Source organism: Pseudomonas sp. 8Z (genome assembly GCF_902506535.1).
GTDB lineage: Bacteria > Pseudomonadota > Gammaproteobacteria > Pseudomonadales > Pseudomonadaceae > Aquipseudomonas.
Genome location: NZ_LR733827.1, coordinates 413,826 through 436,651 on the forward strand (window position 1 = coordinate 413,826; position 22,826 = coordinate 436,651).

A 22,826-nucleotide genomic window follows, 5' to 3' on the forward strand; every position below is an offset into this window, starting at 1 on the left:
GTACGAGCTGTACATTGTTCGAGGGGAGGTTGATCCATCCCGAGGACAGATCAGTCCGGCTTATGCCGAAGCAGACCTAAAATTGGCAGGACAAGAAGCGGGCAGCAGGTAACAACGGAAGTGGCCCGGCGATGGTTTATGCGTGGAATCTGGACTCTAAACTGGTCATAGAGGCCCTGCTAAGTGTCTAGCAAATGTTTGTTCAAGAGTGGAGGCTTCAGATTCAATATGTTCATGCAAACGCCAGCCTTCCAACCTGCTGCAGATCTACATGCTGGCGGGCATTCCATAAGTCGTAAGCATCCTGCATGGCTAGCCAGCTCTCAGGTGAGCGACCAAGTGCTACCGAGAGGCGCAGAGCCATTTCCGGCGTTACGCGGCTGGTGCCCTTGAGCACACGGCTCAGGGTCGAGGGTGCTACGCGCAGCTTTTCGGCCAGCTCACGACCGCTGATGCCGTTCGGCTCCAAGTAGATGTCGGTGATGAATTCACCGGGATGGGGCGGGTTGTGCATGTTCATCAGTGGTAATCCTCATAGTCCAGGACATAAGCGTTTCCGTCGCGAAACTCGAACGTCAGCCGCCAGTTGCCGTTCACCATGATCGACCAGCGCCCACGCATTTCTCCCTTGAGCGGGTGCAGGCGAAAGCCTGGGATATCCATGTCGTCTACCGTCATGGCCGTATCCAGGGCTGCTAGCTGCATTCGTAGCCGCTTGACATGGGTGGGTTGTACGCCTGCTGTGCTGCCCGTCTCGAAGAGCTTGCGCAGCCCTTTGTGCTGGAAAGATTTGATCATTGGCGAAGCCTAGCATGTTGCGCAACACGCAACAACTTGAGGTGTCCCTAAATGGGGCTCGGGGGCAGGTTAGTGAAGGATTATCACATCGAAGGTGCTCTAGAAGCCTCGGTTTTACTGACTTCCAGCTTATACGGAAGGAGGTGCCGTATTTTCGTAATGCGAAGGTCGCAGGTTCGGCTCCTGTTTCCGCACCACAAAAATCAAAGGGTTAGCTTCGGCTAGCCCTTTGTTGTTTCTGGCGCTTTCCCCGACGTGCCCCTATGCCAGTTAGCTGCCGCCTGGATAGCAGAGAGGGTCTTGGACGACGCCGTATTTGTCGAGCATCAAGCCTGCTGGGTGCGTAAGACGCTCAGGGCCGCTTGGCTCTGGTGTGATGTCGAAGCCTTCCAGGCGCTGGCTGGCGGGATGGTTCGACTGGAGGATCTTGGCGTAGTAGGTCTTTTGTCTTCCAGAGTCATATTGGGCATCGTGCAAACCTCGTGCGCGAGATGCCGACCGTTATAGCGGATGCGGGTTTGCTGCGTCTTGCAGGTTTTTTCGCTGGGCAAGGCCAGGGGGAGTCATTGAGCGCGGTAGCGACCTCTCACGTGGATATACTTGCGTATCCATCTGAGAGGTCGCTGAGGCTAGACAAGAATGACTCTTTTCCAACATCCGTCTGTATCTGTGGCTTCTGATGAGCCGTTGAATCAGGTCCAAGGCTTTTTGCTTAGCAAGCCTGATCTGCTCGGTGTCGTAGGGCGAGCTATTCGGAAGGCTTTCGATGAGGTTATCGACGGCCCTAGAACCGGGCGCTATTGCATTGAGCAGTTGGAAAAAACGGAAAAGACCTACATTGGCACCAAGATCGAGATTGTCTTGCGTAACGAGTTGGGGCTCGAGCGAGGCTGGGAATTGGATAACCTGATCGTCGGGCATGAGGTGGACACCAAGTTCACCATCGGCAGTACCTGGATGATTCCACGAGAGGCTGTTGGGCAGCTCTGTTTATTAGTGACCGGTGATGACAACTTAGGTCAGTGCGGCATGGGCATTCTTCGGATGGTGCCGGGGGTGCTCACCAATGGCGCAAATCAAGACGGTAAGAAGAGCGTATCGGCACTGGGCAAGGAACAAATCACCTGGCTTGCGCGAGGGCCGATGCCGCGTAACTTTATGCTTGATTTACCGGATGTTGCACGGGGCGAGATTATGTCCGCTACAAGCGGCAGGCAGGCGATCTGGGCTCTGTTTCGCAACGCAACCGGTCGGCTGATTCCTCGTGCTGTCATCGAGCAGGTCGCGCAGCAGAAGGATGCGGCCAAGCGTGCCCGAGAGGCGAAGGCTGTACTCGCGAGTGAAGGTATTCAGGTTTTGTGTGCGACGTACAGGGAGGATCGTGCCGAGATCATGCGGCATGGGTTTGCCCGTTTTAACGACGACGACTGGCTCAGCATGCCAATACGGTAGCTCCCCTTGTCGATAGACTTTGGTGCAGCGTAGAACAGAGTGGTTGCTGGGCGTTTTGCGGTGCGCTGGCCGTCTGGCGAGGCTTTGAGGTGCTTGTCAGCGGGCGTGGACTGAACTGCACTCCGGGCTGAGCACTGCTGCGAGGTGTTGTGCTTGCAGGCGAGCGCGGAGGTGTTTGTGAGTGAGTGGCGCTGCAGTGTGCAGCCCCCGCGCAAACCTTACGCGGTGGCTCAGTACATCAGGTTATAGCTGACGTAGCCCAACATGCCGAAGGCGAACAGGAATATGCCGTATACCGGCCAGAGGCTGTCTTGTCGTGAGGGTGTGCTGTGCTCGTTGAGCATGTCCTGAGCTTGGCGTTGCATATGGCTAAGGTGCTGAAGGTTCTTCGGGGGATGGATGATTTTCACCGCCGACGGGGCATTGGGTGCGAATGTTTGGGGGCGTGGCGATGTGCTGAAATTGTCCCAGGACGGCTGTTTGCCAATGCGGTTGGGTACAGCGGTGTGCCACGTTTGGGATTCCATGCCCATTTTGCCTCCTGGCTAGGTGCTATCACGGTGCCACCATGCTACAGCAGGTTGCTAAAAATGCTAGCAATATGTGATGTGGTCGTGGTTTTGCTCGGCGCCAGTCGCTGCAACCATTTAAGAAAGCCGGGTCAAAGAATTTGAGTGTGGGGGAATGTCGTTTTTCAATCATGGGAGGTATCGATGCTGTTACGTGCCTTATCAGTGGCAGCGTTATGTCTGTGCGGCGCAGTGGCGCTGGCTGCAGAGCCGCCAACTATTCGCGTTGTTCCTAAGAGTTATGTCAGCCCTGGCGCCAGTGGCAGCGTCTCCGAGTCCACGCAGTACCAACAATACGATCTGTACGGCGGTCAGCGTTTGCCGTCGGGTAGCGTTAGGCAGGAGAGCGGCTATGGCAGTTATTCCAGCGAAATGCGTGGAAATATCCGGCAGAGCACCGAATATCCCGGTGGTTTTAGGATCGAGCGACAACCGGGGATTGGGACTTATGAACAGCAACGTAGCCGTTAGAGGTGCCTTAGGTTCTGTACGAAAAGTGCCTGCGCTCGGTGATGCTTCGTTAAAAACAGGTTCGGAATGCTCATTTACAGCTCGTAAACTCCGCTTCCTCACCTGTTTTTGCCTCGCCTGACCTTCGCTCGACGACTTTTCGTACAGAACCTAGAGTGCATTCGAGGCGCGTTGTTGTGTTCAGTGCATGCGTAGGGCAATCAGCGCTTTGTTGCGTTGATAGCGAAGCAGGCGTTGTTGCAGCTCGGCAGGTAGCGCGTGGCAGAGGTTAAAGCCCAGACGCTGGTAGAACGCAAGCAAGCTGGGGTGGCAGAACAGCCAGATCGGCTCAGGGTGCATCTGCAGTGCTTGCGCCACGAGCGTTGAGGCTAGGCCCTGGCCGCGTAATGCAGGTGTGACGAATAGCCCGGTCAGCCATTGACCATCCGCTGCGCGGCGAAGGTTGAGAGCTGCGACGATTTCACTGCCATCCTGCGCGACCCAGCACTCATCCCCGCCCTGGCTGCGCATGGGCGAGCGGTGCTGGCGGTAGAACTTGTCGACCAGCGGGCGTAATGGGGTGGGTAGCAGGCGGCAGGTTGGCATGCAGATAGCGCCTGGCGGCATCGTGAGACGAAGCCAGGCGCGCAGGCGCTTATAGTTGGCGCTTGAGCTCGGCGATATGCTCCGGGCCGATACCGCAGCAACCGCCCAGCATGCTCGCGCCGCGCTGGCGCCAGTCCTTGGCCCAGACCAGGTAGCCCGGTGGGTCGAGGTCTTCGCGCAACTCGTCCAGGCCGTCATTGGCTTTGGCATCTTTGGGCTGCGGTGGGAAGGCGTTGGCGTAGGCACCGAGGGTGACGTCCACGCCCAGGCGGGCGAAGGTGTCACGGGCGACATCGATCGCCGCGCCGATCACTTCCGGCTGGCTGCAGTTGAACAGCAGGTACTGCACACCCAGGCTGGCCATGGCTTCGGCCGCTTCGCTCAGTGCCTCACCGGAGCGCAGGCGCGGCACATCATCGACACCATCGTCTTGCAGGGTAAAGGACACCCAGAACGGCTTGCCGTCTTGCGGCAGCAGCGCATGGGTGGCGCGCACTTCGGCGATCGAGCTCTGGGTCTCGGCGAGCCACAGGTCGACATGGGGCGCCAAGCCTTGTAGCAGTGGCGTGAGGATTTCACTGACGCGTTGCGCTTGGAACAGATCCGGCCGGTAGGAGCCGAACAGCGGTGGCAGCGAGCCGGCCACGCGCACCTTATGAGCGCTGGTATCTGCAGCACTGCGTGCCAGACGGCCAGCGGTGTCAGCCAGGCTCAAGCCTTCGGCAGCGAAGCGTTCCTCACCGATGTGAAACGGTACGACGGCGTAGCTGTTGCTGGTGATGACCTGCGCACCGGCGTCGATGAACGCCGTATGAGCGGCAATCACGGCCTCCGGTGCTTCGGTCAGGGCCAGGGCTGACCATTCTGGCTGGCGAAAGGGCGCGCCACGGCGCTGCAGCTCTCTGCCCATGCCGCCGTCAAGAATTACCAAAGGCTTGTCGTGCATATAAGTTCCGAATATATCAATATGAATAGAATTCACTTCTTGGATGCCGTTTATAACTATTTAATACGCCATCCTTTTGCCTATCTATTGTTCAGGTATTTCAATGCGTTTGCCAACCTTGCTCAGTGCCACCCTACTTGCCGCTACCGTCACCACTCAAGCCCTGGCTGGCGAGATTCTTGACCGTGTGCAATCAAAGCAGGAGATGGTCAACGTCCTGATGGAGAGCTATCCGCCGTTCTCCTTCCTCAATGAGCAGAATCAACTCGATGGTTTCGACGTCGACGTGGCCAAGGCCGTAGCCGAAAAACTGGGGGTCAAGGTGCGCTTCGAGACGCCGTCCTGGGATGTCATTGCTGCTGGTCGCTGGAGCGGTCGTTATGACATCTGCATTTGCTCAATGACGCCGAGCCAGGCACGCGCCGAGGTCTTCGATTTCCCGGTGAAATATTACGCCTCGCCGGCGGTGATCGTGGTCAACGCCCAGGATGAGCGTATTCAGTCAGCTAAGGACCTCAATGGCCTCAAGGTCGGTGTGATCAGCGCTTCGAGCTATGAGAGTTACCTGAACAAGGGGCTGGTGATCGAAGGGGACGAGGATCGCAAGATTGATTACCCGTTCGACTTCGTGCAGGCCGCTCCTTATGACACCGAGAACGTCGCTTTCCAGGATCTGGGCCTAGGTGCCGGTGTGCGCCTGGATGCCGTGCTGACCAACATGGTAACGGCGCAGGCGCGTCTGCAGCAGGACAACCGCTTCAAGTTGGCAGGTGCAGCGCTGTACGAGGAGCCCAACTCGGTGGCCATCGAGAAGGGCGATGCCGAATGGGACGCCAAGGTGCGTCAGGCGTTCGCCGAACTGAAGGTCGACGGCACGCTGACGCGTCTGTCGCAGAAGTGGATCGGCGCCGATATCAGTAAATGAGTGATCAGCAATCTACTCGAAGCCAGGCTCAGGATGGGGTTGGCTTCGACCTGTTCGGTTTTCGTTCGCGCCTGTACCTGACCTGGCTGGCGCTGTTCGTTCTGTTCGTCGCCTTTTTCCTCAGCTTTGATCTGAAGTTCTCCATCATTGTGGAGAAATTCCCCTATCTGGCAGGTTTCAAGCTCGGCCCGAATGGCTTCCTGCAGGGCGCAGCGCTGACGTTGTTCCTGTGCCTGTGCTCGATCGTGGTGTCCTTGTTGCTCGGCTTCGCCGCCGCACTGGCGCGGCTGTCGAGCAGTGCCGTGCTGCTTGGCGTGGCCAGTTTCTACACCTCGTTCTTCCGCGGCACGCCGTTGATGATCCAGATTCTGCTGATCTACCTCGGTCTGCCGCAGATTGGTGTGGTGCCGGGGGCGATCAGTGCCGGCATCATTGCGCTGTCGCTGAACTATGGCGCGTATCTGAGCGAGATTTTCCGCGCCGGCATCATGGCCGTACCCGCTGGCCAACGTGAAGCCGCGCTGGCGATGGGCATGCGACCGACGCAGATCTTCTGCTACATCACCTTGCCGCAGGCCATGCGTACCATCATCCCGCCGACTGCCAACCAGTTCATCTCGATGCTCAAGGACTCGTCCCTGATCTCGGTGATGGGCGTCTGGGAGGTGATGTTCCTGGCCCAGTCCTATGGCCGCTCCAGCTATCGCTATCTGGAGATGCTGACCACCGCTGCGGTGATCTACTGGGTGCTGTCGATCTTGCTGGAGCTGGTGCAGGCTCGCCTAGAGCGGCACTTCTCGCGTGGTTACCGGCGCTGATTCAGGCTGGCGTCAGCGGGCGTCGCTCGGCGCGGATTTCCGGCAGGTCGCTGCGACGCAGGTAAACGCGTAGCGGCTCGCTGAGATTGACCCGGTCGTCAATGCGCTGCTCCTGCAGCCAGGCCAGGCGCTGGCGATCCAGGCGCATCAGACCCGCATCGTCTGCCTGCCAGACATGCTCGCAAGTCGGTGTGATGGTATCGGCCGGCACATCGAGGCCGAAGCTGTCCTCGGAAAAGCGCAACAGGTACTGGCCGGTCTTGGCATTGAAACCGACGAAACCTTGCAACTGGTCGGCGGCCTGGCAGATCTGGGTGGACGTGATACTCATGGCAAACCTCGCTGACTATGGGCTTGCACGCAAAGAGAATGGTTCTGTTTATCGGCGCAGCCTAATGCTTGGTGCTGCCGCTTGCCTTGCCGTGGATCAAGAAACTGCCGGGAGCAATTTTTGACGCCGCTTGCGATGGCTCGCAGGTGCGGCCTTACATAAGGCGTTGCAAGGCTGGCAGTACGTGTTCGCGCAGTAGCGGTGCTAGGTCATTGGGTAGCGGTTGCTCGGTATCGAGCCAGCGCAGTTCTTCCAGCTCGGCGGCGGCTTGCACCGCATGGGGCAGGGCGGCGCGGTAGATATCCGCTTGCAGCCAGGTGTCGGCCTCATTGGCGGCAGGGGCTTGGAACTGGCCAAGCGGCTGCAGCGCCGTGTCGTCCAACTGCAGTTCAAGCTCTTCGTGCAATTCACGCTTGAGCGCCGACAGTGCATCCTCGCCGGGCTCGCGTTTGCCTCCGGGCAGCATGAAGAAGCGGGTATTGCGCTTGCGTACCAGCAGCAGGCGCCCCTGTTCGTCGAACAGGCAGGCAGCGGCGATATGCAGGGTGGTTTTCATAAGGCTAGGTGTCTGGGTGGTAGGAGCGGATTAATCCGCGAAATACGTTGCCATCAAGGCAGTAAGCATCGCGAATCAATTCGCTCCTACTCGGGGTCAGCCGGCGAGACCGACGTAGACGTTTTGCACGTCGTCATGACCGTCGATGGCTTCGAGGAAGGCCTCGACTTCTTCCATCTGCTCCGGGGTCAGGCTGGTAACCGGGTTCTTCGGGCGGTAGCCGAGCTTGGCCGAGTTGACGGTGAAGCCTTGCTCCGGCAGTGCTTTGCACACGGCGTCGAGGTCGGTCGGGTCGGTGATGAACAGGGTCGCGCCCTCGTCATCCGGCACGAAGTCCTGGGCGCCAGCTTCGATGGCGGCCAGTTCCGGGTCGGCATCGCTGTCGGTGCTGGCTTCGATCAGACCAACGTGGTCGAAATCCCAGCTCACCGAGCCGGAGGCGCCGAGCTGGCCCTTGCGGAACAGCACGCGAATTTCGGCGACGGTACGGTTGACGTTGTCGGTCAGGCACTCGACGATCAGTGGCACCTGATGCGGAGCGAAACCCTCGTACAGGGTGCGCTCGTAGTTGACCACCTCACCGGACAGCCCGGCGCCTTTCTTGATGGCGCGATCCAGAGTGTCCTTGGGCATCGAGGCTTTCTTGGCCTGGTGGATGGCCAGGCGCAGCTTGGGGTTCATGTCCGGGTCGGCGCCGTTACGCGCAGCGATCATGATTTCCTTCACCAGCTTGCCGAAGATCTTGCCTCGGGCATTGGCGGCGGCTTCTTTAGGTTTGGCTTTCCACTGGGCGCCCATCTGGGGTCTCCTGGCCGAGAAGTGAATCGGCGTCAGGCCTTGGTGCGCCTGACGATCGGATAGGGTGCGGATTCTAGTGCCTTGCGCGGCTGTCGGCACCTGCAATTTCCGCCAAGCGTTATCGATAGCCTCGTGTCTTGCCCGATTTATAACGAATGTGCGGGTGTTCGCTTCACGGAACGATGATGCTTGTCTGGCGTGCTCGCACGAAAGACCATGGCGACCCTGCGTAGTCGTCAAAGGGAGTTGCTTATGTCGCGCTGGATGTTGGCCTTGGGTGTATGGATTGTGGGTGTGGTTCAGGCTGCGCCCGAACAGGTGCCGCTGTACCGGGAGATCAAGGACTGGGTCGTTGCCTGCGATAACCTGCGCGGATGCCAGGCATTGAGCGCGCCGGAAAGTTTCGGTTACACGCCTTTCAGTCTCCTTCTAGAGCGTGCAGCAGGCGGCCAGGCGCCTCTACGCTTGTCACTGTACGATGCCAAACAAAGCGGCTATGCGCCGCTGCGGCTCGATGGTCGAGGCCTTTCCACTGCCGATCGCCTGCACCCGACTGAAAAGCAGGGTGAAACCACGCTGGTAGCCGAAGGTGCTGATGCCCTGGCTGTGCTGGCCGAGTTACGCAACGGTACTCACTTGAGTATGGAAGGGGTGTGCGAGTACGAGGCGGTGGTTTCGCTCAATGGCCTTTCTGCGGCCTTGCTGCTGATGGATGCCGTGCAGGGGCGGTTGGACAGCCGTAGTGCCCTATATCGCCCCGGTTCACGACCTGACAGCGAGGTGTCGGCTGCGCCACGGGCGCCGCACCTGCGCGCCTATCCCGGCGCCCCCTCTCTGAGCGAAATGGAACAGCGTGACATCGTCCAGCAGACGATGGCAGCGACTCGCAGCCAGTGGCTTGAAGAAGACATGAGCCGCGAGCCCGAGGCCCAGGCTTTTGCGCTCAACGACCATGAAGCGCTGGTCATCATTCGTACCTCGTGCGCTGCCTACAACTGCGACTTCGCTGTGTATCGCGTCGATCGTGAGCCGCCTTACGTCGAGCGTGATCTGCGTCTCGAAGCACCGCCGCTGGAGCTTGGCGTGCTGTCCGGTGCGGTGAGTTACAACCCTGATACTGGTGAGTTGGGTTATTTATACAAGGGGCGCGGCATTGCAGATTGCGGTGACTCGGGCAGTTGGCGCTTCGATGGCGAGCGCTTTCAACTGGCCTCGCTCAGTTTTCTTGGTCGCTGCGCGGGGCGTAGTCCGGGCGAATGGCCTGAGTTATGGCGCGTGGTCGAGCCTTGATCCCGCGCGGGCATCTGGCCGGACTCGCTACAGATAACGCCAGATCAACTGCACCCCAGCCAGCAGAATGCCCAGCCGCGCGATGCGGTAGAACCGCTGGTGGTTGACCCGGGCTTGCAGCCACAGGCCGCTCCACACGCCCAGCGGTACGATGGGGGCGAGCATCAGGCTGAGCAGAAGGTTTTCCTGGGTGAACTGGCCCAGCGCCACGTAGGGAAACAGCTTCGCGGCGTTGGTCAGCAGGAAGAACAGGTTGATGGTCGCGACGAAGCGCACCTTGTCCAGTTGTTGTGGCAGCAGATGCATCATCACCGGTGGCCCGCCAGCATGGGCGACGAAGCTGGTGAAACCGGCAAGGCCCGACAGCAGTACGCCGCGACCCTTCTGCAGCGGTCTTGGCGTCTGGTTGCTGGCCAGCAGGCCCAGGCCGACGAAGCTGATGGCAATGCCGCCGATCAGCAGGCCAATGGCGCGTTCATCGAAGAAACCGAAGGTCAGCGAACCGATGGCGATGCCAATTACCGCGCCGGGCAGCATCACCTTGAGGTTGGCCGTGTCCCATTTGCCCCAGTAGGCCTTCAGGCCCACCACGTCGGCCAGGCAGAGAATCGGCAGCATTACCGCGACGGCTTGTTTCGGTGAGGTGGCCAGGGCTAGCAGCGGCACGGCGATACCGCCCAAGGCGCCGCCGAAGCCGCCTTTGGACAGGCCAGTGAGAAAAATCGCCGGCAGCGCGAAGAGCAGGAAGTCGTGCAGAGTCATGGCAAACAGGGCGCAGCGCTGGGGGCGCGCAGATTAGCAGTCAGGCGTACCTGTGTGGTTTTTTTCATGACTGACTGTGTCTGTCGGCAACTGTGGCGCGGCTGCTCTAATGCGCGCTCATTCAGTGCGAGGCCGGTATTCATGTCACCCAGGGATTTGTTGTTGGCGTTGTTGGTGATCGTGGTCTGGGGGCTGAATTTCGTGGTGATCAAGGTGGGTCTGCACGATATGCCGCCGATGCTCTTGGGCGCATTGCGCTTCTTGCTCGCCGCCTTTCCTGCCGTCTTCTTCGTGCGCCGTCCGCAGGTGCCGCTGCGTTGGATGCTGGCCTACGGCCTGACCATATCGCTGGGGCAGTTCGCCTTTCTCTTCTATGCGATGCATGTCGGCATGCCGGCTGGATTGGCCTCGCTGGTGCTGCAGTCGCAGGCATTCTTCACCCTGTTCTTTGCCGCGCTCTTTCTCGGCGAGCGTTTGCGTGGGAGCAACCTGTTCGGACTGCTGGTGGCGGCAGCAGGACTGGCGCTGATCGGCCTGCAGGGTGACCGGATGATGACCCTGGCAGGGTTCGCCCTGACCATCGCGGCCGCTTCGATGTGGGCGCTGGGTAATGTGGTGACGCGCAAGTTGGGCAAGGTCAATCTGGTGGGCCTGGTGGTGTGGGGGAGTCTGATTCCGCCGCTGCCCTTCCTCGGGCTGTCGCTGTGGCTGGACGGGCCGCAGGTGATCGCGGATTCGCTGCGCCATTTCAGTCTGGATTCGGCATTGGTGCTGGCCTACCTGGCATTTGGTGCCACCATCCTGGGTTACGGGCTGTGGAGTCGGTTGCTGTCGCGTTATCCGGCCAGCCAGGTGGCGCCGTTCTCGCTGCTGGTGCCGGTGGTGGGCATCAGTTCGTCGGCGCTGTTGTTGGGGGAGCGCTTGAGCAGCCTGCAAATGCTCGGCGCGGCGCTGGTCATGGGCGGTTTGCTGATCAACGTCTGGGGTGGGCGTTTGCTCGATAGCTGGCGCCGACGTGCGCTGGACATGGCATAACAACTCCACGGAAGTTGTCTTTAGCGGGGGCACAGCAGTTTTTCAGGCGGCTTAGGCGAAAAGGGCTGCAGGGCAGCCCTTCACGAGACGATCAGTCCTGACGGCTGGTAACTTCCAGCAGGTGGTAGCCGAACTGGGTTTTCACCGGGCCCTGTACGACGCCGACCGGCGCGCTGAAGACCACGGTGTCGAATTCCTTAACCATCTGGCCGGGGCCGAACGACCCCAGGTCGCCGCCGTTACGGCTGGAGGGGCAGGAGGAGTTGTCTTTCGCGATTTGGGCGAAGTCGGCGCCGCCTTCGATAGCGCTTTTCAGTTCGTTGCACTTGTCTTCGCTGGCAACCAGGATGTGACGGGCAGTGGCGCGAGCCATGGGATACCTCCATTAGAAATGAGTGTGCGAGCCTAACGTAATCGACGTGCCAAGCAAATCGGGTCGCCTTGATCGTCGTGTTTGCACGTCTTGTGCGAGGTGACGATTACGTCGCCCAAGAAGGCCGTGGTGGGCGGCAATGTATTGCCAAATCAGGTAAGGCTATGCCGTTGGAAAATAGCTGTAACCCTTGCTAGTCATGGGCTGGAGTCGTTGGCTCGAAATCTGCTTTCTGAGTGTAGGGCGATTCAGGAGGCCTTTATGACCAGCATCAACAACAGCACTGCAGCCATGCTCAGTTATTACGGTAAGCAGGCGAGCAGTCAGGCGGCGGCAAGTACGTCGGATTCCACGAGCCAGGCCAGCAGTGATCCGTTAACGGATCTGCGGCGTTTGGCCAAGCACATGGTGGCCAGTAGCGAAGGTGGGCTGCTACGTGCGCTGAACGGCGGTACGTCCTTGTCCAGTAGCGCGCCGGTTACGCAAGCTGGCAAGCAAAGCTCGGCGGGGATACAGCTACCAGACGTTGCCAGTTTGGATCGCGATGAGGCAGCCAAATTGCTCGAGCAGTTGCAGAAGCTGGACGACTCGGGTTTGGGCCAGACGCTTGGTTTCAACGGCAGCAATGGCGAACAGAAGACAGATTCGCTGCAAACCTATCAGCAGTGGCTGCAGGCTAAGGGTGGCATCAGCGTTTATGCCTGATGCAGGGCCGGTTGCTCATCCCAGGCGACCACTTGATTGCGCCCCGCGCGTTTTGCCGCGTATGTGCGTTGATCAGCCGTTAGCAGCAACTCGTCGAGTGTTTGACCGTCCTTGCCTAGTTCGGCGATGCCAGCACTCAGGGTCATCGGTAGCACTTCATCGTTCAACCCAAGGGGCTCCTGCGCCAGCCGCTCGCGCAGGTTTTCGGCAATATTGTGTGCCAGCTGGGTCGTGCTGCTGGGCAGCAGTACCGCGAACTCCTCACCGCCCAGGCGGCATAGCAGATCATTGACTCGCAGGCGTTGTGACAAGGTCTTGGCGAAGTGTGTCAGAGCTCTGTCACCGACCTCATGGCCGAAGCGGTCGTTGATCTGCTTGAAATGATCGACATCGAGAAACACCAGCGACAGCGGGGTCGCGTTACGCAGCGCATGAGCGCGTTCGCGCTCGAATACTTCCGCTAATTTCACCCGGTTGGCCAATCCCGTCAGGGCATCGGTGGTGGCCAGTTCGGTCAGGCGTTTCTCGTTAATCAGACGGCTGCGCTCGTAGATGTGTGCCAGTGCCATGATCAACAGGCTGGCCAGGCCAAGGTTGGTGACGATTTCGAGATTCGGTAGCCAATTGCCTGCCCAATAGCGTTGGCTGAATGCCCACAGGCCGATGCTGACGAATACCACCGAACTGAGCATGCCAAGGCGCACGCCGAGCAGCATGTAGCAGATGATTGGAATGGTCTGAATCCAGGCAAATACCGCGAAGATCGTTTCGGTTTGGCCGATGGCCAAAATCATAATGCTGAAGAACGGCACCAGGTAGATGGTGGTCAATAGCTGCAGGCGATGCGTACGATCGATGATTCGCAGCATGTACGCAGAGATTGCGCCGTAGGTCAGTTCCAGTGCGGCCAACAGATTGTTGCCATTGAGTGCGTTAACGACCGAGAAAAAGAGGCCACCAATCAGTGTGATCCACAGCAGCGCTTTGAGTACCTGACTTCGGTGTCGTTCAGTGTGCATGAGTGGGTCGGTCATTGGGTTATCCATGTGAGCGTGCAGGTCGCTGGAAAGCCTGTCGACAAAACTTGGGAACATGGGGTCAGGGCCCGGCATAAGTGGCGCTGCCAGTTATGCCACGATGCCCGATCTCGTATCAGAATCACGACGTCCGCTGGAGAGATGGTATGACAGAAGCACAGAACATGAATACCTGGCGACGCTGCCTGTGGCTGGCGTTGACGCTGTTGGTTGCGCCCTGGGTGCAGGCCGCGCAGGAGCCGCAACTGATCAATGCGATCAATGGCTATCGTGGCGAGGTGCAACGCTGCGCCGGCCAGGCGTTCGAGCCTCTGCCGCCGCTCGCAGCAGACCGACGCCTGGAGTTGCCTGTAGCTGCCAGCGGCGATTTGCAGCAGGAACTGACCCGCGTCGGCTACCCCATGGTCACGGTACAGGCGATCATCCTATCCGGCCCGCGTGATGCTGCGTCGGCGCTGCAGGCCTTGAGCGAGAGCTTCTGTCAGATTCTGCTCGATCCGCAGTTCGTCGATATCGGCATCAGCCGGGAGGATCGCGACTGGCGCATAGTCCTGGCGCGCCCGCTGCTCAGTGCCAAGCTGGGGGACGTGAAGACGGAGGGACAAAAACTGCTTGAGCATATCAACCGTGCGCGCGCCCAGTCGCGTCAGTGTGGCAAGCAGTCTTTCAGTGCCACTGCGGCCCTGACCTGGAATGACAGCCTGGGCGCTGCGGCGCAAGACCATAGCCGCGCCATGGCCAATGGCAACTTCTTCTCGCACCTGGATCGTGATGGCCGTACGCCGGGTGACCGAGCCGAGTTGGCTGGCTATGAGGGCACGCATGTTGGCGAGAATATCGCGGCGGCTCAGGACTCCTCCGAGCGCGTGGTCGAAGCCTGGCTGGCCAGCCCTGATCATTGCGCCAACCTGATGAATCCGCAGTTCAGTGAGCTGGGGGCAGCCTATGGCAGCGATCCGAAAAGCGATGCTGGCATCTATTGGACGGCTTTGTTCGGCGGGCGTTGAGATCGTATTGAGCGGTTCAGCGAGTGCCTACTCGCCGGACTGCACGTTTTTTGCTGCGTTTTCTATGCTTGGAGTCGATGCGAACCTCTATAAAAACGGAGGCTTGCCGATATTCTGGATAGGATCGCTAGCGGAGAAGGCGCATGTTCGGTAACCGGTTGAAGCAGGAGCTGCAGGAGAAGAATGCTGAGCTGTCGCTGTACAAGCAGCTTTATCAGGGCATACAAGCGCAGATGATCATGCTCTCGATTGATGCTTCGCGCCGGATAATCGAGGTCAATGACAACTTTGCCCGTTTCGTCGGTCACCCGGCTGAACAGCTCAAAGGACGCCCGTTGAACGATATCGTGCCGAGTTACGTCAGGGATCTGCCGTGCTACAAGAATCTCAATGCAGTCATTGACTCGGGGCAGTCGGTCAGTGACCGCTATCGCTTCCTGCGCAATGACGGCGAACTGGTATGGATTCAGGCCTGCTGGCAAGCGGTGGTGGACGAGCGCGGCGTGGTGCGTGAAGTGCAATGCGTGGGCAGTGACGTCACCGAGAGCATGAACAAGGCGCGCGAGAACGAGGATTTCATTGGCGCGCTGCTGCGCTCCACGGCGGTGATCGAGTTCGATCTCAGCGGTCATGTGCTCAAGGCCAATGAGCAGTTTCTCAGCGCGATGGGCTACAGCCTCGATCGTATCAAGGGTAAGCACCACCGCATGTTCTGCGACCCTCAGGAGACGGCTTCGCCTGACTACGCTCGGTTTTGGGAACGGCTCAACCGTGGCGAGTTCGTTGCCGGGCGCTTCAAGCGCGTAGACAGTCATGGCTGTGTGGTTTGGCTCGAAGCCACCTACAACCCGGTGCATGACACGCAGAACCGCCTGTACAAGGTGGTCAAATTCGCCACTCTGATTACCGATCAGGTCAACCGCGAGGAAGAGGTCAACGACGCGGCGGGCACGGCCTTCAGTATTTCACAGCAGACCGATGCCACCGCTCAGCGTGGCACTCAGGTGGTCACCGAGACGGTGCAGACCATGCAGCGCATTGCCCAGGAAATGACGTTGGCCTCCGACAATGTCGAGGCGCTGGGTAAACAATCGATCCTGATTAGCACGATGGTGCAGACCATTGGCGGTATCGCCCAGCAGACCAACTTGCTCGCGCTCAATGCGGCCATCGAAGCGGCGCGGGCAGGAGAGCAGGGGCGTGGCTTTGCTGTGGTTGCCGATGAGGTCCGGCAATTGGCCAGCCGCACCAGTAAAGCTACTGAGGAAATTGTCGGAGTCGTGCAAGACAATCAGAAGCTGGTGGATGCCGCTGTAAGCAGTATGGCCAGCAGTCGCGCCCAGGCTGAGACTGGTCTGGAACTGGCCGGTCAAGCTGGAGATGCCATCGTGGAGATTCGCCAAGGCGCCAAACAGGTTTTGGGCGCCGTGGAGCGTTTCTCGCGGCAACTGCAGTGAAAACTGCTCAGCCCTCTACAGGAACGCTAAACACCACTGCCGCCAGGCCGATTAGCCCGAGCAGGGCAAAACCGGTCGCCTGCAGACTGCGCCGCAAGCCAGGCGCTTGCTGGGCGGCGCGCATGGCAGCCAGCAGCGACTGCAGGCCGTAGTACAAGGCGAAGGCGCGCGAAGCGTGGCTGATGATCTCAAATACATCGAGCAGCCAGGTCAACAGCAGGCCGGTGATGGTTAGCAGCACATAGCCGTGACGAGCGCGCAGGCGCTGGCCGCTGAGTTCGTGGATCAGCCCGCCCGAGGCACTGGTATCGGCCACCGCGGCGCTGAACTGAGCACTGAGTGCGGCGGCGATCAGCAGCGGCGGCAGCACCACGGCGACCACACCCATCAGGTCGATAATCGCTGTCTCGTCCAGGGTCATCGTCTGTTGGTGGAAACTCAGCGTCAGCAGGGCCGCATAAATCAGGTAGATAGCGCTGGCGAGCCACTGTGCGTGGCGCATCGAGCGCACGCGAGTGGCGGCGTTGTAGTGCTGGCCGAGGTAGCGCGAGGTTTCGAAGCCCTGCACGGTGACGATCAGCCCCAGCAACAGTTGCAGTGCCAGCGTACCCTGGGCCTTGGCCGGGCTGTAGGCCAGCATGCTCGGCACATCCTGTTGTGTGGTATGCACGGCCAGACCCGCGAGCAGGCTGGCGATGATCGCCAGTTTCAGGCTCACGGAGAATTTTTCCAGGCGCTCCATCACGCTGAAACCACGCAGGTAACCTGCGGCGAGAATCAGCAGGTAGATGACCGTGGTGATGACCTTGGGCAGCGTGCCGCCACGCACGTCGACGATACGCCCGGCAAAGGCACCGAACAGGTTGAGGTAATAGGCCACCGAGATGAAATAGGCGAAGGCCAGTACCCAGGATGACGTCTGCTCGCCGAGAGCCTGCAACGGTGTGCCACGGCGTTGTGGTCCGTCACCCAAGTAGTGGATGTTGAAGCGCATGGCGCTGCCGAAGGCATATCCCAGGGCGCACAGAACGAGCATCGTCAGCGGCCCCCAACTGCCGAAGTTGACCAGCATCACCGGGCCGAGGATGAGAAAGCCGCTGCCGATGATCGAGGCCAGCGGGGTCACGGTAGCGCGCCACATCGGTGCCTGCGCAACACGTGGCCAGAACAGCAAGGCGGCTACCAGCAGCAAGGTGACAACGATCGTCCCTGTCACTCCAAGACCTCCGGCGGTCAGTACGTCGAGGGCGCCCATTCAACTGCCAGACGCCCGCCGGATCAAGCCTGCGCTTAGTGGGCGTAGCCGGTGGGCTTGCTGCGAATGGTCTTGAGCAGGTCGTCCGGGCTGATCTGCCCGACCACCTGAGCGGCGGCGCTGCCTGGTTGCGGCAGGTCGAGAATGTGTCCCTTCATCTTACCCACCACGTGCATCTCGCAGGGTTTGCAGTCGAACTTCAGGGTCAGCACTTCATCGCCGTGAACCAGTTGCATCGGCGCGACCTTGGTGCGTACGCCGGTGACGCCCTTGGCCTGTTTTGGGCACAGGTTGAAGGAGAAACGCAGGCAGTGCTTGGTGATCATCACCGGCACTTCGCCTTCTTCTTCGTGCGCCTCGTAGGCCGCGTCGATCAGTTGCACGCCGTGGCGATGGTAGAAGTCGCGGGCCTTCTGGTTGTAGACGTTGGCCAGGAACGACAGGTGCGAGTCCGGGTAAACCGGCGCCGGGTCTGCTTCGGGCTTGCGGCTGCCACGCGGGTGGGCGGCGATGCGGGCTTCGGTCAGCGCTTCGATGGCCTCGCGGCGCAGGCTTTTCAGTTGCGAGTTAGGCACGAAGAACGCCTGCGGTGCATCAAGGCTGACGCCCTGAGCGTGGTAGATGGTGGTGCCGAGCTGGGTGAGCAGATCGCGCAGGCCATCGAGCGCCTGTTCCGGCTTGTTGGCGGCGCCGAACGGGCCGGGCAGGGCGACGTCAACGCTAATGCCTTCTTCGCTGGTGGCGGTGAGCGTGAGGGCGTTCTCACGCAGCACGGCCTTCCAGCTCACGCCGATACGGCGTTCGGCGCTGGTGCGTTGCAGCGCTTGCTGCCAGTTGTGGTCGAGGTTGCGCGAGAGCGGGTGATTCGGGCGTAGGCGGAACAAGCCTTCGGGCATCTCGTTGGGCTCGACGCGGTAGCGGTAGCGCTTCTCGCCGTCTTCTTCGAACTCGCCCTTGAGTTCGCAGATGTTGGCGCGAAAGCCCACCACCTCGCGTTTGACCAGCACATTGAGGCCGTCGCCGTTGGACAGCGGCTCATGGGTGACGGCGATCAGGTCGCGCTTGTTGACCTTCTCCACGTTGCCGACCAGCAGGCCAGTGAAGGTTGGCGAGTCGAAGGCGCCGATGTCCACCTTGCGCTCGGTGACGAAGTAGTCGGTGCTGCCACGGTGGAAGGTCTTGTCCGGATCGGGCACGAAGAAGTGCGCGGTGCGGCCGCTGGAGGCGCGGGCCAAGTCCGGGCGATCTTCGAGGATGGCATCGAGTTCGCGGCGGTAGTGCGCGGTGATGTTCTTCACGTAGGCCACATCCTTGTAGCGGCCCTCAATCTTGAACGAGCGCACGCCGGCCTCGACCAGGGCGCGCAGGTTGGCGCTCTGGTTGTTGTCCTTCATCGACAGCAGGTGTTTCTCGTAGGCGATCACGCCGCCTTTTTCATCCTTGAGGGTGTAAGGCAGGCGGCAGGCTTGCGAGCAGTCGCCACGGTTGGCGCTGCGCCCGGTCTGCGCGTGGGAGATGTTGCACTGGCCGGAGAAGGCCACGCACAGCGCGCCGTGGATGAAGAATTCGATGGCCGCGTCGGTGGCATCACTAATCTGACGGATTTCCTGCAGGTTCAGCTCGCGGGCCAGCACCAGTTGGGAGAAACCGGCCTGGTCGAGAAACTTGGCCCGTGCCAGGGTGCGAATGTCGGTCTGGGTGCTGGCGTGCAGCTCGATCGGCGGAATATCCAGCTCCATCACCCCCATGTCCTGCACGATCAGCGCATCCACGCCGGCGTCGTAGAGCTGGTGGATCAGCGTACGCACCTGCTCCAGCTCGTCGTCATGGAAGATGGTGTTGAGCGTGGTGAACACCCGCGCGTGGTAGCGCCGGGCAAACTCCACCAGCTTGGCGATCTCGCTCACCTCATTGCAGGCGTTGTGCCGCGCGCCGAAGCTCGGGCCGCCGATGTAGATGGCGTCGGCGCCATGCAAAATGGCCTCGCGGGCGATCTCGACATCGCGGGCAGGGCTGAGCAGTTCCAGGTGGTGTTTGGGCAGGGACATGGTTTTTTCTTTATCAGGCAGCACGGGCAAGGCGCGCATTGTAGCGGGCAGCGGCGGCGAGGGCACTCGCCAGATGCCGGACGGCGCTGGCAAGTTGGGCCGATGGCTGTACAGTAGCGGCCTTTTTTCAGGGGGCGTTTGCGATGGATAACCGAGGACTGGAGAAGCTCGATCAGTGGCTGCTCAAATACGGCAACGATGATTCGGTCCTGTCGGCCAGTGAGCTCGACGGTTTTTTCGCCGCCATCGTATCGGCGCCACGTCAGGTCGCGCCGACCGTGTGGTATTCGGCAATCTGGGCCGACCAGCCGCCGCAATGGCCGAGTGACAAGGACGGCGAGCGCTTCATGAAGCTGGCCGTCGAGCTGATGAGCGAGGCGGCCTATATGCTCGCCGAGGAGCCGGACGACTACGAGGCAATCTTCCTCGCCGACAATAACGGCAAGGGCGAGAAGCTGATCGTTTCGCAATGGTGCGCCGGTTACCTGCGCGGCGCGCAAGTGGCAGGCTGGATTGATGCCGAGTTGCCCGAGGCGCTGGATAAAGCCTTGCAGAGCATCGCCCTGCACGGCAGCGAAGAGGGCCAGGAAACGCTCAATGCCATGGCGGATGCCGAGTACGACGCCAGCGTGGCCTTGGTCGAGCCGGCGGCGGTCGAGCTGTATGCCTACTGGCAGGAGCACCTCGATCCGCTGCTGCCTGTACGCCGTGATGAAGCCAAGGTGGGGCGCAACGATCCTTGCCCCTGTGGCAGCGGCAAAAAGCACAAGCAGTGCTGCATGCGCTGAATGGAGTAATGGGCGTGATTGGGGCGAATTCTGGCGCGCTCGATTTGGCGCGCCAGAGGCGCTGTGTGGCTGCTTAGCTCAGCAATTCGGCGAAGGCTTTGTCCGCTTCCAAAACCGCAGGCAGCGCTTCGAAGAGCAGGCTCAGGTCGATTTCTTCGAACAGGGGGCTGTCGAGGCTCTGCAACGCTTGTTCACTGATGCCATTGAGTTCAACCGTTTCGCCAATCAGGATGGCTTGGGCGATCAAGCGGGCATAGCGGCCATCGTCGGGGGCGGAGTTTGGGCGGGCCTGGTAGGCGATGGCGTTCTGGATCAGCAGCGGGAGCTGCCAGCGTCGCGCCAACTCGGCACCCACTTCGGGGTAGCCGAAGCCCAGTTGCAGGGTTTCCTCGGCGGCGTGTGCGGTGGCTTCGCGGTGTGCATGGCGGTTGAGTTTACGGGCGAAGTCTGGCGCGCCAGCCTGGATCAGCAATTCACCGATGTTGTGCATCATGCCGCAGGTGAAGGCCGCGTCGGCATCGATCTTGAGCTGCTTGGCCAGGGTGCGGGCAATGCTTGCCACGCGGAAACTATGAATCCAGAAAGTCTTGAGATCGAAACCGGTGTCGACCTTGAACGCTCCGGTGACTGCCGATGCCATCACCAGGGTGCGCAGGGTGTTGAAGCCCAAGCGCATGGCCGCATCTTCGACGCTGGTGGCTTCGCGGGCGCCGCGAAAACGCGCTGAGTTGGCTAGGCGCAAGACTTTGGCGGCGATCACCGGGTCGCGCTCAATATTGCGCGCCACGCTCTCCAGGTTGGAGGTCGGGCTGTCAAATTGTTGGATCAGCTCCTGCGCTACTTTGGGGATGCTGGGCAGGCTGTGCAGTTCGGCGAATAGGCTGTCTATATCCATTGCACTCTCCGGTCGGGCTTCGGGTAGGAATGCTTTGAGCATAGTCACGCCTTGTGCGTACGTCAGGGTAAAGAGCGGTCTAGAGCGGGTATTTTTGCCGATAAGTCGAGATTTTATCGTCATTAATATGACGCTGGATTATTGCCGCCACACGCGCTGGAGGGCTGAGGCAGATGCCTCGGCCCCGCTGCGTACTCAGGCGAAGACGAAGTACTTGCGCACCGTTTCCACGACTTCCCAGGTGCCTTTCATGCCGGGCTCGACCACGAAGATGTCGCCAGCTTTGAGGTGGATCGGCTCCATGCCGTCGGGGGTGATGATGCAGTAGCCTTCTTGAAAGTGGCAGTACTCCCACTTCACGTACTCGACGCGCCATTTGCCGGGGGTGCAGATCCAGGTGCCCATGATCTTGCTGCCGTCATCGGAGGTGTAGGCGTTGAGGTTGACGGTGTGCGGGTCACCTTCGATGCGCTCCCACTTGCAGGCATCGACGACGGGCATCGGCTGGGTATCGCGCAATACGGTGATGGGCTTATTGGCCATGACTGGTTCCCGGTGTGAGTGAAAAGGGGCTCCACCATAGGCTGCGTGCGTGTGGGGAAATTGTCTGGCGTCGACATCGGGCTAGCCGTTTGCGCTGTCGAGTGCTTTAGCTCGTGTGCTGTTGGCCTGCGGATGGCCGTGTGTGATGTAGGCGGCTGGTGCTAGGCCATCGCCACGGTCAGTGACCGTGGCGATGCAGGTGTCAGCGCACGAACGTGGCGCCGCGCGTATTGACGAACAGTGAATAGATCGAGTGACTGCTGGCCATGAACAGGCGGTTGCCTTGAGCGCCGCCGAAGCACAGATTGGCGCAGCGTTCGGGCAGGTAGATGTGGCCGATGGCTTTGCCTTGCGTGTTGAACACCCGTACGCCGTCCAGCTCTTCGGGTTTGCCCTGCGGCGAGCCATTGCTGCCCCAGCCGCACCAGAGGTTGCCGGCCTCGTCGCACTTGATGCCATCGAGTGCGCCGGTGGCGCCGCCGTCTATGTGCTGGCGGCGTTCGCCCAGGCTGCCGTCGGCGTTTACCGCATAGGCCCAGACCAGGCGATTGGGTTTGGCGCGGCCTTCGACCACGTAGAGGGTCTTCTCGTCGGGAGAAAAACATAGGCCATTGGGGCCCGCGAGGTTGTCGATCACTCGACTGACCTTCAGCGTTTGCCCGTCGATGCGGTATACCCCGTGCGGCAGTTCGATCTGCACCTTGTGGCCTTCGTATTCGTTGCCAGCCTGGAAGGGCGGATCGGTGAACCATACCGAGCCATCGCGTTTGACCACGATGTCGTTCGGCGAGTTGAAGCGCTTACCTTCGAAGTTATCGGCCAGCACGGTGATACTGCCGTCGGGCTCGGTGCGTGTGATGCGGCGGCCAAGCCCCTGTGTGGTGGAGCCTTCACAGGCGATCAGACGACCTTCGTTATCGCGGGTCAGGCCGTTGGAGTAGTTCGAGGCTTCACGATAAACGCCAAGCGATTGGCTGATTTCGTCCCAGCGCATGATGCGGTTATTGGGGATGTCGCTGAGTAGCAGATAGCGCCCGTCACCCACCCATACCGGCCCCTCGGCCCAGCGCAGACCCGTGGCTAGCTTTTCGACGCTGGCATTGAACAGGCGCAGCTCCAGAAAACTGTCGTCGAGAATTTCTACCGACGGATCGGGGTAACGCTGGTTCAGCGGTTCGCCAGCCTGTGCCAGGTGTGGCAGGAGTGAGGCGGCACTGGCGGCAGCAACGGAGTAGGTGAGGGTTTGCTTGAGAAAGTGACGGCGCGAGCCGTTCGGTTGGTGTTCATCATTCATCGTGTGATTCCTTGTTGTTCTTGTGGATCGCATGGGCGACTGTGAGAACTTATACGATGTATGACGACTTGGGGAGTGTTGATGTCGG

26 protein-coding genes and 2 pseudogenes are annotated in these 22,826 nt (G+C 60.3%); 11 read left to right on the forward strand and 17 right to left on the reverse strand.

Annotated elements, in window-relative coordinates:
• Positions 1–232 precede the first annotated feature (232 nt).
• The 3 genes from AERO9A_RS14680 to AERO9A_RS22885 all read right to left on the reverse strand — a co-directional run bounded on the left by AERO9A_RS14680 (position 233) and on the right by AERO9A_RS22885 (position 1,275).
• The gene (locus tag AERO9A_RS14680; protein WP_159972693.1) at positions 233–520 is read right to left on the reverse strand and encodes a HigA family addiction module antitoxin; all 288 of its coding nucleotides are present in this window, start codon (positions 518–520) and stop codon (positions 233–235) included.
• Positions 520–798 (reverse strand): type II toxin-antitoxin system RelE/ParE family toxin, encoded by a 279-nt coding sequence (locus AERO9A_RS14685; protein WP_159972694.1) that lies wholly within the window; start codon positions 796–798, stop codon positions 520–522. The genes AERO9A_RS14680 and AERO9A_RS14685 overlap by 1 nt, the downstream gene beginning before the upstream one ends.
• 270 nt (positions 799–1,068) lie before the next feature.
• A complete protein-coding gene (locus AERO9A_RS22885) occupies positions 1,069–1,275 on the reverse strand; it encodes a YhfG family protein (protein ID WP_372239684.1) in 207 nt (68 codons plus the stop codon).
• A 162-nt stretch (positions 1,276–1,437) separates the two neighbouring features.
• Here AERO9A_RS22885 and AERO9A_RS14690 point away from each other — a divergent pair, with 162 nt between their 5' ends.
• Complete coding sequence (locus tag AERO9A_RS14690) at positions 1,438–2,250, forward strand: NaeI family type II restriction endonuclease (protein ID WP_159972695.1); 813 nt, start codon at positions 1,438–1,440, stop codon at positions 2,248–2,250.
• A gap of 230 nt (positions 2,251–2,480) precedes the next feature.
• On the opposite strand, the gene AERO9A_RS14695 is transcribed toward AERO9A_RS14690, so the two are convergent.
• Positions 2,481–2,783: a hypothetical protein gene (locus tag AERO9A_RS14695; RefSeq protein WP_159972696.1), complete on the reverse strand. Its 303-nt coding sequence runs from the start codon at positions 2,781–2,783 to the stop codon at positions 2,481–2,483.
• A gap of 180 nt (positions 2,784–2,963) precedes the next feature.
• Between AERO9A_RS14695 and AERO9A_RS14700 the strand changes: the two genes are divergently transcribed.
• On the forward strand, positions 2,964–3,290 hold the full coding sequence (locus tag AERO9A_RS14700; RefSeq protein ID WP_159972697.1) for a hypothetical protein: 327 nt from the start codon (positions 2,964–2,966) through the stop codon (positions 3,288–3,290).
• 180 nt (positions 3,291–3,470) lie between these two features.
• On the opposite strand, the gene AERO9A_RS14705 is transcribed toward AERO9A_RS14700, so the two are convergent.
• Together AERO9A_RS14705 and AERO9A_RS14710 are read right to left on the reverse strand one after the other, a co-directional pair.
• Entirely contained in the window at positions 3,471–3,875 is a 405-nt protein-coding gene (locus tag AERO9A_RS14705) for a GNAT family N-acetyltransferase (protein WP_159972698.1), read from the reverse strand.
• 49 nt (positions 3,876–3,924) lie between these two features.
• On the reverse strand, positions 3,925–4,821 hold the full coding sequence (locus tag AERO9A_RS14710; protein ID WP_159972699.1) for a homocysteine S-methyltransferase family protein: 897 nt from the start codon (positions 4,819–4,821) through the stop codon (positions 3,925–3,927).
• Positions 4,822–4,924: 103 nt separating this feature from the next.
• Here AERO9A_RS14710 and AERO9A_RS14715 point away from each other — a divergent pair, with 103 nt between their 5' ends.
• On the forward strand, positions 4,925–5,746 hold the full coding sequence (locus tag AERO9A_RS14715; RefSeq protein ID WP_159972700.1) for an ABC transporter substrate-binding protein: 822 nt from the start codon (positions 4,925–4,927) through the stop codon (positions 5,744–5,746).
• Positions 5,743–6,564, forward strand: a complete 822-nt coding sequence (locus AERO9A_RS14720; RefSeq protein WP_159972701.1) for an amino acid ABC transporter permease — start codon at positions 5,743–5,745, stop codon at positions 6,562–6,564. The genes AERO9A_RS14715 and AERO9A_RS14720 overlap by 4 nt, the downstream gene beginning before the upstream one ends.
• A 1-nt stretch (position 6,565) precedes the next feature.
• On the opposite strand, the gene AERO9A_RS14725 is transcribed toward AERO9A_RS14720, so the two are convergent.
• The 3 genes from AERO9A_RS14725 to AERO9A_RS14735 all read right to left on the reverse strand — a co-directional run bounded on the left by AERO9A_RS14725 (position 6,566) and on the right by AERO9A_RS14735 (position 8,249).
• Positions 6,566–6,895, reverse strand: a complete 330-nt coding sequence (locus AERO9A_RS14725; protein ID WP_159972702.1) for a DUF2025 family protein — start codon at positions 6,893–6,895, stop codon at positions 6,566–6,568.
• Between the two features lie 154 nt (positions 6,896–7,049).
• A complete protein-coding gene (locus AERO9A_RS14730) occupies positions 7,050–7,451 on the reverse strand; it encodes an NUDIX domain-containing protein (RefSeq protein ID WP_159972703.1) in 402 nt (133 codons plus the stop codon).
• Positions 7,452–7,547: 96 nt separating this feature from the next.
• Positions 7,548–8,249: a YebC/PmpR family DNA-binding transcriptional regulator gene (locus tag AERO9A_RS14735; protein ID WP_159972704.1), complete on the reverse strand. Its 702-nt coding sequence runs from the start codon at positions 8,247–8,249 to the stop codon at positions 7,548–7,550.
• A gap of 252 nt (positions 8,250–8,501) precedes the next feature.
• Here AERO9A_RS14735 and AERO9A_RS14740 point away from each other — a divergent pair, with 252 nt between their 5' ends.
• The gene (locus tag AERO9A_RS14740) at positions 8,502–9,539 is read left to right on the forward strand and encodes a DUF1176 domain-containing protein (RefSeq protein WP_159972705.1); all 1,038 of its coding nucleotides are present in this window, start codon (positions 8,502–8,504) and stop codon (positions 9,537–9,539) included.
• Positions 9,540–9,566: 27 nt separating this feature from the next.
• On the opposite strand, the gene AERO9A_RS14745 is transcribed toward AERO9A_RS14740, so the two are convergent.
• A complete protein-coding gene (locus AERO9A_RS14745; RefSeq protein WP_159972706.1) occupies positions 9,567–10,301 on the reverse strand; it encodes a sulfite exporter TauE/SafE family protein in 735 nt (244 codons plus the stop codon).
• A 141-nt stretch (positions 10,302–10,442) separates the two neighbouring features.
• Here AERO9A_RS14745 and AERO9A_RS14750 point away from each other — a divergent pair, with 141 nt between their 5' ends.
• Entirely contained in the window at positions 10,443–11,336 is an 894-nt protein-coding gene (locus tag AERO9A_RS14750; protein WP_159972707.1) for an EamA family transporter, read from the forward strand.
• Between the two features lie 91 nt (positions 11,337–11,427).
• On the opposite strand, the gene AERO9A_RS14755 is transcribed toward AERO9A_RS14750, so the two are convergent.
• Complete coding sequence (locus tag AERO9A_RS14755; protein ID WP_159972708.1) at positions 11,428–11,709, reverse strand: peptidylprolyl isomerase; 282 nt, start codon at positions 11,707–11,709, stop codon at positions 11,428–11,430.
• 261 nt (positions 11,710–11,970) lie between these two features.
• Between AERO9A_RS14755 and AERO9A_RS14760 the strand changes: the two genes are divergently transcribed.
• The gene (locus AERO9A_RS14760; RefSeq protein WP_159972709.1) at positions 11,971–12,414 is read left to right on the forward strand and encodes a hypothetical protein; all 444 of its coding nucleotides are present in this window, start codon (positions 11,971–11,973) and stop codon (positions 12,412–12,414) included.
• Here the strand turns inward: AERO9A_RS14760 and AERO9A_RS14765 are convergent.
• Complete coding sequence (locus tag AERO9A_RS14765) at positions 12,405–13,448, reverse strand: GGDEF domain-containing protein (RefSeq protein WP_159972710.1); 1,044 nt, start codon at positions 13,446–13,448, stop codon at positions 12,405–12,407. The two genes, AERO9A_RS14760 and AERO9A_RS14765, sit on opposite strands and share 10 nt — an antisense overlap.
• Before the next feature lie 149 nt (positions 13,449–13,597).
• On the opposite strand from AERO9A_RS14765, the gene AERO9A_RS14770 reads away from it, so the two are divergent.
• From AERO9A_RS14770 to AERO9A_RS22895, 3 genes and pseudogenes are all read left to right on the forward strand, one after another.
• A complete protein-coding gene (locus tag AERO9A_RS14770; RefSeq protein ID WP_372239685.1) occupies positions 13,598–14,458 on the forward strand; it encodes a CAP domain-containing protein in 861 nt (286 codons plus the stop codon).
• Positions 14,459–14,601: 143 nt separating this feature from the next.
• A pseudogene (locus AERO9A_RS22890) lies at positions 14,602–15,378 on the forward strand (PAS domain-containing protein); the annotation flags it as partial.
• 102 nt (positions 15,379–15,480) lie between these two features.
• Positions 15,481–15,915 (forward strand): annotated as a pseudogene (locus AERO9A_RS22895) (methyl-accepting chemotaxis protein); the annotation flags it as partial.
• 7 nt (positions 15,916–15,922) lie between these two features.
• On the opposite strand, the gene AERO9A_RS14780 reads toward AERO9A_RS22895, so the two are convergent.
• Together AERO9A_RS14780 and AERO9A_RS14785 are read right to left on the reverse strand one after the other, a co-directional pair.
• A complete protein-coding gene (locus AERO9A_RS14780; RefSeq protein ID WP_159972712.1) occupies positions 15,923–17,131 on the reverse strand; it encodes a hypothetical protein in 1,209 nt (402 codons plus the stop codon).
• Between the two features lie 74 nt (positions 17,132–17,205).
• Positions 17,206–19,218 carry a U32 family peptidase gene (locus tag AERO9A_RS14785; protein ID WP_159972713.1) on the reverse strand — a complete coding sequence of 671 codons (2,013 nt, stop codon included), beginning with the start codon at positions 19,216–19,218 and terminating at the stop codon, positions 17,206–17,208.
• A 143-nt stretch (positions 19,219–19,361) separates the two neighbouring features.
• Here AERO9A_RS14785 and AERO9A_RS14790 point away from each other — a divergent pair, with 143 nt between their 5' ends.
• Complete coding sequence (locus tag AERO9A_RS14790) at positions 19,362–20,006, forward strand: YecA family protein (protein ID WP_159972714.1); 645 nt, start codon at positions 19,362–19,364, stop codon at positions 20,004–20,006.
• A 73-nt stretch (positions 20,007–20,079) separates the two neighbouring features.
• Here the strand turns inward: AERO9A_RS14790 and AERO9A_RS14795 are convergent, their stop codons facing one another.
• The 3 genes from AERO9A_RS14795 to AERO9A_RS14805 all read right to left on the reverse strand — a co-directional run bounded on the left by AERO9A_RS14795 (position 20,080) and on the right by AERO9A_RS14805 (position 22,738).
• Positions 20,080–20,901, reverse strand: coding sequence for an HDOD domain-containing protein (locus AERO9A_RS14795; RefSeq protein ID WP_159974059.1), 822 nt, complete (start codon positions 20,899–20,901; stop codon positions 20,080–20,082).
• Between the two features lie 195 nt (positions 20,902–21,096).
• Positions 21,097–21,444, reverse strand: a complete 348-nt coding sequence (locus tag AERO9A_RS14800) for a cupin domain-containing protein (protein ID WP_013716543.1) — start codon at positions 21,442–21,444, stop codon at positions 21,097–21,099.
• A gap of 202 nt (positions 21,445–21,646) precedes the next feature.
• Entirely contained in the window at positions 21,647–22,738 is a 1,092-nt protein-coding gene (locus tag AERO9A_RS14805; RefSeq protein ID WP_159972715.1) for an SMP-30/gluconolactonase/LRE family protein, read from the reverse strand.
• Between the last annotated feature and the right edge of the window lie 88 nt (positions 22,739–22,826).